This is a genomic window from Rhodopirellula islandica, from assembly GCF_001027925.1.
Taxonomy (GTDB): domain Bacteria; phylum Planctomycetota; class Planctomycetia; order Pirellulales; family Pirellulaceae; genus Rhodopirellula; species Rhodopirellula islandica.
Genome location: NZ_LECT01000015.1, coordinates 48,037 through 58,377, shown reverse-complemented (window position 1 = coordinate 58,377; position 10,341 = coordinate 48,037). Strand labels below are relative to the sequence as shown.

The 10,341-nt window shown below is 56.9% G+C and carries 13 protein-coding genes; 10 read left to right on the top strand and 3 right to left on the bottom strand.

Annotated features, from left to right (window positions below):
* The first annotated feature begins 245 nt into the window (after positions 1–245).
* The 10 genes from RISK_RS06025 to RISK_RS05970 all read left to right on the top strand — a co-directional run bounded on the left by RISK_RS06025 (position 246) and on the right by RISK_RS05970 (position 7,069).
* Positions 246–533, top strand: a complete 288-nt coding sequence (locus tag RISK_RS06025; RefSeq protein ID WP_047813374.1) for a hypothetical protein — start codon at positions 246–248, stop codon at positions 531–533.
* Positions 534–784: 251 nt separating this feature from the next.
* Positions 785–1,243, top strand: a complete 459-nt coding sequence (locus RISK_RS32120; RefSeq protein ID WP_160311402.1) for a hypothetical protein — start codon at positions 785–787, stop codon at positions 1,241–1,243.
* A 176-nt stretch (positions 1,244–1,419) separates the two neighbouring features.
* Entirely contained in the window at positions 1,420–1,605 is a 186-nt protein-coding gene (locus tag RISK_RS06015; RefSeq protein ID WP_047813372.1) for a hypothetical protein, read from the top strand.
* A 35-nt stretch (positions 1,606–1,640) separates the two neighbouring features.
* Positions 1,641–1,889, top strand: coding sequence for a type II toxin-antitoxin system RelE/ParE family toxin (locus RISK_RS33525; RefSeq protein WP_201778933.1), 249 nt, complete (start codon positions 1,641–1,643; stop codon positions 1,887–1,889).
* Positions 1,890–2,076: 187 nt separating this feature from the next.
* Positions 2,077–2,310, top strand: a complete 234-nt coding sequence (locus tag RISK_RS06005) for an addiction module protein (protein WP_047813371.1) — start codon at positions 2,077–2,079, stop codon at positions 2,308–2,310.
* Positions 2,311–2,854: 544 nt separating this feature from the next.
* Positions 2,855–3,235, top strand: coding sequence for a T6SS immunity protein Tdi1 domain-containing protein (locus RISK_RS06000; protein WP_150122498.1), 381 nt, complete (start codon positions 2,855–2,857; stop codon positions 3,233–3,235).
* 747 nt (positions 3,236–3,982) lie between these two features.
* Complete coding sequence (locus RISK_RS05995) at positions 3,983–4,468, top strand: hypothetical protein (RefSeq protein WP_047813370.1); 486 nt, start codon at positions 3,983–3,985, stop codon at positions 4,466–4,468.
* Between the two features lie 381 nt (positions 4,469–4,849).
* Positions 4,850–5,140, top strand: coding sequence for a hypothetical protein (locus RISK_RS05990; protein ID WP_150122497.1), 291 nt, complete (start codon positions 4,850–4,852; stop codon positions 5,138–5,140).
* Positions 5,141–5,281: 141 nt separating this feature from the next.
* Positions 5,282–5,584, top strand: coding sequence for a hypothetical protein (locus RISK_RS05985; RefSeq protein ID WP_047813368.1), 303 nt, complete (start codon positions 5,282–5,284; stop codon positions 5,582–5,584).
* A gap of 738 nt (positions 5,585–6,322) precedes the next feature.
* Entirely contained in the window at positions 6,323–7,069 is a 747-nt protein-coding gene (locus RISK_RS05970) for a DUF2071 domain-containing protein (RefSeq protein ID WP_047813365.1), read from the top strand.
* A gap of 359 nt (positions 7,070–7,428) precedes the next feature.
* Here RISK_RS05970 and RISK_RS05965 read toward each other — a convergent pair whose 3' ends face one another.
* From RISK_RS05965 to RISK_RS05955, 3 genes are read right to left on the bottom strand one after another with little or no spacing between them, the layout of a single operon-like run.
* On the bottom strand, positions 7,429–8,325 hold the full coding sequence (locus RISK_RS05965; RefSeq protein ID WP_047813364.1) for a DUF6528 family protein: 897 nt from the start codon (positions 8,323–8,325) through the stop codon (positions 7,429–7,431).
* A gap of 21 nt (positions 8,326–8,346) precedes the next feature.
* Complete coding sequence (locus tag RISK_RS05960) at positions 8,347–9,498, bottom strand: 3-dehydroquinate synthase (RefSeq protein ID WP_053061073.1); 1,152 nt, start codon at positions 9,496–9,498, stop codon at positions 8,347–8,349.
* The gene (locus tag RISK_RS05955; protein WP_390173924.1) at positions 9,495–10,334 is read right to left on the bottom strand and encodes an alpha/beta hydrolase; all 840 of its coding nucleotides are present in this window, start codon (positions 10,332–10,334) and stop codon (positions 9,495–9,497) included. The genes RISK_RS05960 and RISK_RS05955 overlap by 4 nt, the downstream gene beginning before the upstream one ends.
* Positions 10,335–10,341 lie beyond the last annotated feature (7 nt).

The window sequence follows — 10,341 nt, the reverse complement described above, 5'->3', positions numbered from 1 at the left end:
TGTCTGCGAGAGGGGAAGGTGTGATTGCCACCTGAATTCAGAGTGAAAAACACCGTCTTTTGCACCCGCGCCTCGGAAGCAGCAAATGCAACCCCGCGTCACAGCACCCTCACGCGGTCGCGCAAGTGCTGCAGACCGAGCCCCATTCAGCTAAAATCAACACCCGTTCTCCCCCACTTCCAAGCATAGACGACACCCTGTCGTCCAGAACCCCGTTACGCGACCTACCGAATGGCGGATCAATCGTGACACCTCGCGACATGCAACCGCCTTGGCTGCGTTTTCCCGACATGCCCGCCGGCGACCTCGGTTGGCGGATGGGCGACGGCGAAGGCTATGTTTGCGACTTCTGGGACTGGATCGGCTCGCTCGGCTACGACGAACGGCTCGCTTACCTCTTGCGGCACAAGCCGCTTCCCGATGCCTACGTTCTCATGGCGGCCGACATCCTTGCACTTCCCGACCTCGATGACGAATCTGTAGATTCGGCCTTTGACGTCCTCGCCGATGTGGGCCTAATCTCGAGGAGCTGACGGTCGCGTAACATGGTTTTTACGCGAGGCCCTCCGGGCACACCTTCCTTTGCACTTCAAGCGGGGCTGGCGTATCGTTAGCCGTTCGTGATTCAAACTCCACCGCTTCGTTTATGGCGGTGTCGTAAAAACCTTCCGTTAGACGACCTCACCGAATTGACAGGATGCCGTTAGACCCAATTTTTGACCGTTGCTTTTCTCCACTCATTGGTCGCCCGTGTTGGCAGGTCAAACGTGGGTACGGATCATTCGTGACGCTCGAATTTGGCGAACCGCATCTCGAAATCCGCGAACCACGCGATCCCAAGCCTGAAGCGTCGGCGAATGTTCGCGACCTGCTTGCACGGCGGCACGTAACAATTCGAGGTGACTGGCATCTTTGGGTCTATTGCTGCAGTTGGTCAATTCTCAACGACGGTCAACCCGTTGGCACTTCCGAGGATGATGACGCAGGGATAGATGACGCCGTACGTTCGTTGGACGGGCAGGCTTTGACTGCATTCTCCGCAGATTCCCAAGCTAATTCCAAATTCACGTTTGATCTGGGTGGTGCGTTATCTACATCCCCCTACGACGCCGACAGTGAGCAATGGATGCTGTACCAGCCTGATGGCAATGTCCTTTCCCTCCGCGCGGATGGCCTCTACTCATACTCACTATCCACAACGAAACAAGACGCCGAACAATGGCTGCCAGCATGGAAACCGTAGTGGCGACGCGACGGTCTTCTAACATGGTTTTTACGCTGGTCCTTCGGCACACCTTCCATCTTTGGCGACGCGGGCTGGCCTTGGTACAATTTCCGGTAATTCAGACATCGTTCGCTTCGTTTAGGGCGGTGTCGTAAAAGCCTTCCGTTAGCCGACCTACCCGCAAGGAAACCCAAATGTCCACCGTTAAACAGGCGATGGCTGACCTCATCGCACAACAACCCGACGACAGTAGCTACGACGAGATCCTACGCGAACTTGCGTATGCCCGAATGGTTGACCGAGGCCTGGCAGATTCCGACGCTGGCAACGTCATCTCCGATGACGAAGTCAAGCAGAGGATCGAATCGTGGCAGAAATAGTCTAGACTCACGAATCGGCTACTTGGCTCGAGAAGATTCACGAACATATCGCAGAGGACAATCCGACCGCCGCATCGGACGTTGCGCGTGGAATATACGCGAAGATTCAATTGTTGCGAACGTTCCCTCGATTGGGCGGACGCTACATGCCGATTACAGACCGTGAAGTTCGCGAGATTCTTTACGGTCACTACCGAATACCATACCTCGTCGTCAGCGAAGACCGTGTTGAGATACTCGGGGTATTTCACGGTGCAATGAAGATTGAGGGCTATCTCCAGTAACCGGTCGCCTAACATGGTTTTTACGCTAGGCCTTCGGCACACCGCTGTCGTTTGTTCAAGCCTCCCACTGGTGGTAGAATCTTTCGTAGTTCAGTCATCGCTCGCTTCGTTCAGGGCGGTGTCGTGAAAAACTTCCGTTGGCGGTCACAAGTATGGATTAGCGTCTCAGGGACGCTACAATGGAAATATGGACACACAATCACAACAACTGCTGGCTACTGCGCTCGGTATGCCAGAGTCTGACCGTGCGACTCTGGCGGCGTCGCTGCTCAGGAGCCTTGACCCTGCCGATGACCCGCAGGCTGACGCTGCTTGGGCGGCTGAAATCCAGCGACGCATTGAGTCCATCGACAGTGGCACAGCGGAATTGCGGCCATGGGATGACGTGATGTCAGAAATGCGACAACGCCGCAGTGGATGATCTTCCGTTTTGGTTTCATCCCGATGCTAATGCTGAGGTGCTCGCCGCTCATGATCGGTATTTCGAGGTGCGTCCAGAACTAGCCGAAGATTTCGCGGCTGAACTTGAGCGATCACGCCGGGTCATTGCGCGCAGTCCACAGGCTTGGCCTGCGCCCCTTTCGGTACGCAGAGATACTTGATGAAAAGGTTTCCGTTCTTCATCGTCTTCCGAGTGACCGATGTCCGCATTGAAATCGTCGCAATTGCGCACGAGCGTCAGCGTCCCGGATACTGGGCAGGCCGATCGGCAACCCAGTGACCGCCAACATGGTGTTTACGCTAGGCCTTCGGCATACCTTCCTTGGTTGGTCACGCGGGATGGCATTGGTGCAATCTCTCGTAGTTCAGGCATCGTTCGCTTCGTTCAGGGCGGTGTCGTAAGAACCTTCCGTTGTGCGGCAAAGCCATCCGTGTAAATCGACGACTATCTACTCGATCGCTCTGACGTCGACTGGCCGACCGTTCTCGCTCCGTGGCACTGGCTTCTCCCTGAAACCCTTACCGTGTGGCTCGTCAATCGCTTCGGTGACGTTTTCGCCGTATTGGACGACGACAGAGTCCACATGCTTGGCGTTGGTGGCGGCACTTTTGAACGTGTCGCTGATTCACGCGATCACTTCTGCGACCTGCTGGACGTTGATGACAACGCTAGCGAGTGGCTCATGATCTCACTAATTGATGCCCTTGTCGCGGCGGGCAAACCGCTGAAATCCGGCTACTGCTATGGATACCTTCGCAATCCTGTTCTAGGTGGCAACTGCGCTGTGGCCAACTCGATCGTAATACCCATCAACGAACACTTTGGACTCAACGCCGAGCTTCACCAGCAAATCAAAGACTTGCCGGACGGCGCGCAGGTCACAATAAAATTCACCGACGATTAACACCGCTTCATTTTCCGCACAACATGGTGTTTACGCTAGGCCTGCGGCACGCCTTCGCTCGTTGGCCCGGTGGCGATAGCTTTGGTACAATTATCGTAGTTCAAGCATCGCTCGCCTCGTTCAGGGGAGGTGTCGTAAAGGCCTTCCGCTGGGCGACCTGCCGTTTACAAATGGCCGGCGACAAACCACCACCCGACCCTTGGAACGTCACTTGGGACACGGCGCTCGTTCGCTTCGATGATGCCGTCCCGTTGGCAACGCCGCGATCGCCTTGGCTGTGATTTCAACGGCGCTCGATTTGGTACACTGTTCGACACTTCCAAGTCGTCAACTTCGTTTGGGGCGGTGGCGTAAAAACAATCCGTTAGGCGACCTGCCGAGGTCGGGGGTTCGAGCGGTCCGAGGGGGCCTATTAGTGTGCGATTAGCGCTGATTAGTGTTCCTGAAAAAGCCGGGCTGCGCTGAACACTAATCTGCGCTAATTGAACACTAATCCCGCGCGGGCTCTCGGCTTCGATGCTGAACAGTCGCCTGACATGGTTTTTAAGCTGGGTCGCGGCTTCGTCTCTAGAGCATCGTTCGGCGGGTCACGTCGTTCGCTTCAATGATGCCTTCCCGTTGGCAACGCCGCCATCGCCTTGGCTGTGATTCCAACGGCCCTCGATTTGGTACACTGTTCGGCACTTCCAAGTCGTCCGCTTCGTTGAGGACGGCGACGTAAAAACCTTCCGTTGGGGGACGCAGTCTATGAGCAATGGAGAACGCAATATCGCGTGGTTGCCTCCGTTGTTCACGAACGCTGGTGGTTCCGCCATCGTCGTCGGTGTGTCCGGGACCGATTGGTTCATTCAGCATGATTCCCCAGTTTCTCTTTCCGTCGATCGTCTTCCCCCTTGGATACTTCCACTCGTCCAACCGGGGTACGGTGGCGACTATCCGACGGCCCGCGGTTTGATCGCCTCCCGACTTGCGGACGCCGCACTGCCCGCGGCGCTCGTTGACACATTTCCGTTCTTTGCGGTCGTTCAACTTGCGTTCCGCTTCTCTGGCTTTTGGGCCGTCAACGCCGCGGAATGGTTGCCGCACTTTGACTTCGACGAATCATTTGCAAACGTGCTCCTTCAATTTCAACTCGACGACCAGCATTCGCAGTCCGATCGGCTGTTGGTAGCGAAACATCTTCACAAATGGGAGTCTGATCGGGGCATCTCGCTGCTGAGACCTTCAACGTAGTTCAGCGTCACCTAAGCAGGTCGGCAGGAGTCTTTCGGCGTTTGAAATCTCTTGGCAAGCGTGGTTGCTTCCACGTCCAACCGGGGCTAACGCCCAAACGGCTCACATGGTGATGCCCGATCATTCCTGCCGACCTGCTTAGCATGGTTTTTACGCTAGTCTTGCGGCACACCTTCGCTCTTTGGCAACGTGCGTTGGCATTGGTACAATCCATCGTGATCCAGACTCGCTCGCTTCGTTTATGGCGGTGTCGTAAAAACCTTCCGTTGGCAGACTCAAACGATGGCGAATCCCTCGCGGCTTCTGGTTCACTATCTTTTGGCCGAATCAATCAAGGAACGCGTGACTCACCTGAAGTATATCTGCGACGACGGAGATGGAATGCTCCACGCGACAAACGCCACAGAGACCTTCGAGGTGGTTCCGCCACCTGTCAGCGTTGTCCCCGGCCTGGTGGCTGAATTGGCATCACTTGCCGGCGTTGAAAATGCTGTCACATCTGGGACGTTTCAATTGGTCAATGCAACTTTCCCCTCCATTGGTTCATGGAATTGTGACCGTCCAGTCTGGGTCGATGTAAAACTATCAGCCGATGGCTTTGACTTGGAATTGACGTATTCGGAATCGCCGGATGCCCCAGTCGAGGTAGGCCTGGAGGATCCGCCAACATAGAACATCTGCAATGGCGGTGCACGATCTCCTTCCCTGTTTCGCAACGTGGGCTGGCGTATTAGAATCCATCGTTGTTCAACGTCGTCTCCTTCGTTCACGGCGGCGAAGGTTGTTCTACCTGTTGTATGACCGAGGCGCTCGTTGGATCGTAAACGCGTAATCTACATCGACGTTGATGACACGTTGATCCGCACTGTTGGCACCACGCAGATTCCGATGCCCGCCAGTGTGGACTTTGTTCGTCGGATGCATGCCGCCGGGCACACGCTTTACTGCTGGTCTCGCGGTGGCGGTGACTACTCACGTGATGTTGCCACGTCGCTCGGGATCGCCGACTGCTTCACCGGTTTCTTGCCCAAGCCTGATATCTGCCTTGACGATCGCGGCGACAAGCTGCTTGACTATTGTGACGTGATCCTGCCGTCAAACGCTGCTAACCACTGACCGAAGCCAATGCTCGACCCATGGTCGCGGTCACATCACATGGTTTTTGTGTTAGGCCTGCGGCACACCTTCGTTTGTATGGTACCGGGCGCTGGCATTGGTAGCCGTTCTCGTGGCTCAGGCATCACTCGCCTCGTTCAGGGCGGTGTTGTCAAAGACTGCCGTTGTGCGGAGTAACCAAATGGAACGCAAAGAGATTCTCGACGTCGCAGTCGGCTTTTTGCCACTCGCGTTGACTTGCGCTCTCGTTCCGCTGCACTTTGATGTTGCGCGGGGTGGTGCGGTTGTTCTCGCCGTCGTGCTTTGCCTGCCGCGTCTCTGGTGGTCATGTGTCTTTGGGCTGCTGTGATCTGACGGCCGCACAAAACCCCGTTGAGCGACCTGCCGAGATCGAAGGTTCGGGCTGGTCGAGGGGGGCTTGGTGTGCGATTGGTATTCCCCAGGAATTGGCTGCGTTGAACACACCTCTTGGCTGATCGTACGCGGTGGGTGTCTTCGTTGGAGAGTGTTTCGGGGGGGCAATTGTCAATCGCTTCGGTCATGATCCATCTGCTGCCAGTCCGCGATCGCCTTCGCTGCTCGGCGACGGGGGTGGGGGATTCGGGGCGTTCGTTCATCTCGTTGGTCGCGGTTGGGGGGATGGCTGGATATGAGGCATCCGTTTGCCGTTGCAAGTTAATCTGGGAACGACGTTGCGGTTCCTTTCATAATCGATCCATCAATCGTGAGGCACTCTGAATGCGAATTCCAACAATTCGAGGACTGATTGATCGGCGTGTGCTGGTCAATTTTCGAGTTGACCTCGACGTGCTGTCCCGCGTTTGCCCGTCCCCGTTCCGCCCGCAGGCCGTCGGTGGGTTCGGCATCGCAGGCATCTGCCTGATTCGCCTCAAGCATATCCGACCGAAACGTTGGCCTTCGTTTCTCGGGATCTCCTCTGAGAACGCGGCTCACCGCATCGCCGTTGAATGGGACATCGACGGAGTCACGCAGACTGGCGTGTATATTCCCCGGCGGGACACCTCTTCCATTTTGAACGCGGTTGCAGGTGGTCGTGTTTTCCCTGGCGTCCACCATCGGGCACGTTTCATGGTCCGGGAAACGGATGAGGAATATCACATCGCAATGGACAGTGTTGACGGGACTGCTCACGTTGCTGTGGAAGGACGGACGGCGGACGGATTGCCAGAGCATTCTGTCTTTGCCAGCGTCGCGGAGTGTTCGCAGTTCTTCGAGGCTGGTTCCCTTGGGTACTCGCCCGCCAGTGAGGCCGCGCAGTTCGACGGGTTGGAGCTTCGGGCGGCCAACTGGCGTGTTCAGCCCCTCGCTGTCACGAGCGTTCAGTCGTCGTTCTTCGATGACCAAGCCGTCTTCCCCGAGGGTTCCGTTGCGTTTGACAACGCGCTACTGATGCGTGGGATGGACCATGAATGGCATCACCGAGAATCGCTTTGCAGTCGCGTGCTTTCAAACGACACGGATTGATCGGCGACGCTTAAGAAGCTCGGCAGAAGTCTTTCCGCATTTGGACTGTTTGGGGGAGCGTTGTTGCTCTCTCGTGCAACCGGGGCGAACGCCCAAACGGCTCACATGGTTTTGCTCGATCATTCCTGCCGACCTGCTTCGCAATAGGCGAAGAAGAAGTGTCGGATTGAAATGGTGAGGCTTCTATCTTGTGTTCCGTGCAATCACAGACTGGAAGCCAATGCCACTTGTGTTAAGAAGCTCGGCAGAAGTCTTTCCGCATTTGGACCCCTTTGGGTAGCGTCGTTGCTCCCACGTGCAACCGGGGCTAACGCCCAAACGGCTCACATGGTTTTGCTCGATCATTCCTGCCGACCTGCTTAGTAGCTGAAGTTGACGTCTTGCCACCAGCGGGCCTTGTAGAACTTTGAGCCAGCGATGGTGTGTCGTTGGTTGGCACCGGTTGGCTGCACGGGGATGACGGAGTCGCTTTGCCAGGAAGTGCCGATTTCGGTTCGTTGCGGATCACTGACCCAGATCGAGCCATCGGCGTGTTGGCTGGCGCTCTTGATCCACTGGAGGTCTGATAACGGTTTGAAGGCTTCGGTTTCGATGTCAAACCAATACAACGCGTCGTTGTTGCTGACCAAAAGCTTGGGTTCCGTTCGCAACGGGAACAGGTCATGGCCGGTTGGCGACGTTGGCAAGTCAAATGACTGGTCGAGCGAGAGTCTCCGGTCTCGGTATCGAAACCGATAGAGTCGGTCGCCGAGAACCCACAGGCATTCGCGTTTTTTGTCCCAGGTCACACCGTGGGCGTAGGGCAATTCAGTGTCGACGAAATCATCGGCTGAGTGATGCAGGCGGAGCATGCCATGGTTGCTGTTGACGGTGGCAATCGAGCCGTCTGGAAGGAGTTCAGCGGAGTGGCAACTGCTGTAGCTTGGGTAGTCTTTGATCAACTTTGAATCTCGGAAACGCACCAGTCGAACGCGTCCGTGGTAAGCGGCGAGGATGAAGACCTCCCCGTCGATTTCGACTCGCTTCGCATCCGTCGGGATGTATTCGCTTGGCGGGGCTTTGGACGCTGGGTAGGTCCAGAGGTCAGCATCTTTCGCGAATGGATCGACCAGTCGGATGCGGTTGTCGGATTGGTCGGTGCAGAGGATCGCAGGGGTTTGCGTTGAGACGCCACCATGGACTTCGTCATTGGCTGGCTGTTGCGCGTGAGCAACGTTGACCAGCAGAACCAGGAAGACAATCGCCAGGGCTTTCATCGGTCGTCTCGTCGCAGTTGGTCAAGCGGTTTGTGGTTTGGCAATTTCGCGCAGTTCGTCGATGCAGGATTTCATGACCGGAAGGTCGATCTCGTGCACGTTGATGGCTTCGCCTGGGTTCTTCAGCATGGTCACGGTCAAGCGACCACCGAGGTGTTGGCGGAACTCTTCCAGGCCTTGCAGGACGTCGTCGGGCGTGTCGAGTTGGTCGCACCAGAGCGGCGTGCCCAGGTCAGCAAGGGTTCGGCAGACCGCGTGAGCCAACGGCGTGGGGAAGCCGAATTTTCGGGCTGAATACAGCGTGTCGAGAGCCACACCGATGCCAACCGCTTCGCCGTGACGAAGGGCGTAGTTGGACATCGGTTCCATGCGGTGAGCGGACCAGTGTCCAAAGTCGAGCGGGCGAGCTTCGAGGGCTTCGAAGGGGTCGCCTCCTGCGGTGATGTGATCCAGGTGCAATTGGCAGGAACGCGCGATCGCTTCCTGGGAGACATCGACGACTCGCCGGCGAAGTTGATTGGCAGATTTTCGCAGGAAGTCGAAGAAGGCAGCGTCTTTCAGCAAGGCGACTTTGACGGCTTCGGTCAAACCCGATCGGAAGTCGCGATCGGGAAGCGTCTTCAGGATGGCGGTGTCATTGAAGACGGCCCAGGGCACCGCGAAGCTGCCGATCCAATTCTTCTTTTCGAAGTAGTTGATCGCGTTCTTCACGCCGACGCCGGAATCCGCTTGCGCGAGCGTGGTCGAGGGCAACCGGATCAAACGCACGCCTCGGTGAGCGATGGCGGCAGCGAATCCGACCGCGTCCAGGACGGCACCGCCGCCGGCAACGATGATGTAGCTGCGGCGATCCAGGTCGTGCGAGTTGATTGCAGCGAGCAGGTCCCGAAGGGTGTGCTCGGAGTTTTTGCAGGATTCACCACCGGGCACGATCATCGGTTCGCGAACCAATCGCATTCGGTCGCTGGTTCGCATTTGTGCGATCAATGCGGTGGCGAATTCGCCGCTCTCGAGGTTGCTGTCCAAGCAGAACAGAACCTTCGGCGGGGAGCTTTCACTTTGTTCGCTGTGCAGGACTGATTCCAGCACCGGGAAGTCGGCTTGAGAGACGTCGTCGGTTTGTCTCAGGCGATGAACAAATTTGACTTCGAAGGAAATGTCATGTTCGGTCACGGCGTCAACTCTTTCCATCCGCGCCACAGCCACCGCAACGAGTCGGGGAAGATCGAGCCCCCGTGCTTTCCGTTGTGGCCACCTTCGCCGTAGACAAACTTGTAGTCGTATTCCTGGAAGGCCAGAGCCGCCGCCATTTGCTGGTTGGCCAGGGGCCAGTTGCCGTGCCGGTTGTCCAGGTCGCCGCTGCCGTCTTGCAAGAAGACTCGGATGGGTTTGGGATCGGTTTTGCGGATCATGGCGGGGTAGTGATCTCCGCCACGAATGTTGACGAAGCTGCCGATGTGCGACATGACTTTTCGAAACGATTCAGGTCGGAACCAGGCGACTGAGAATGCACAGATGCCACCGGAGCTGTTGCCACAGATGGCTCGCAGTTCGGGATTGTCGGTGATTTTGTATTGCTCTTGGATCACCGGCAGCAGTTCAGTCAGCAAGAACTCGGCGTAGTCACCCGAGACGGTGTCGTATTCAAACGCTCGGTTGGATGGCGTGGGGCTCCAGCCACGTTTGGGTGGCAGTTCGCCTTTGTGACCGGGGTCGACCATCACGGCGATCGTGACGGGCATGTCGCCTGCCGCGATCAGGTTGTCAAACACGGTGGGAAGGCGAAAGTCGCCGCCGGGGCCTTGGAACGTGTGGCCGTCTTGGAAGACCATCAAAGCGGCGGGCTTTGACCCGTCGTATTGGGCCGGCACGTAGACGCTGTATCGACGCTGGGTGCCTTCGAAAACTTTGCTGTTGGAAAACTCATGCTGGGTGACTTTGCCTTGAGGAACACCCGCTTGGGGGTTCGAGTCAGCCGACCAGGTGTAGTTCTCTTCCGCCGCGAGCATGCTGGAT

Coding starts and splice junctions, on each gene's coding strand:
- RISK_RS06015 (WP_047813372.1), top strand. CDS start 1,420: ATGTCCACCGTTAAACAGGCGATGGCTGACCTCATCGCACAACAACCC.
- RISK_RS06005 (WP_047813371.1), top strand. CDS start 2,077: ATGGACACACAATCACAACAACTGCTGGCTACTGCGCTCGGTATGCCA.
- RISK_RS05995 (WP_047813370.1), top strand. CDS start 3,983: ATGAGCAATGGAGAACGCAATATCGCGTGGTTGCCTCCGTTGTTCACG.
- RISK_RS05990 (WP_150122497.1), top strand. CDS start 4,850: ATGCTCCACGCGACAAACGCCACAGAGACCTTCGAGGTGGTTCCGCCA.
- RISK_RS05970 (WP_047813365.1), top strand. CDS start 6,323: ATGCGAATTCCAACAATTCGAGGACTGATTGATCGGCGTGTGCTGGTC.
- RISK_RS05965 (WP_047813364.1), bottom strand. CDS start 8,325: ATGAAAGCCCTGGCGATTGTCTTCCTGGTTCTGCTGGTCAACGTTGCT.
- RISK_RS05955 (WP_390173924.1), bottom strand. CDS start 10,334: ATGCTCGCGGCGGAAGAGAACTACACCTGGTCGGCTGACTCGAACCCC.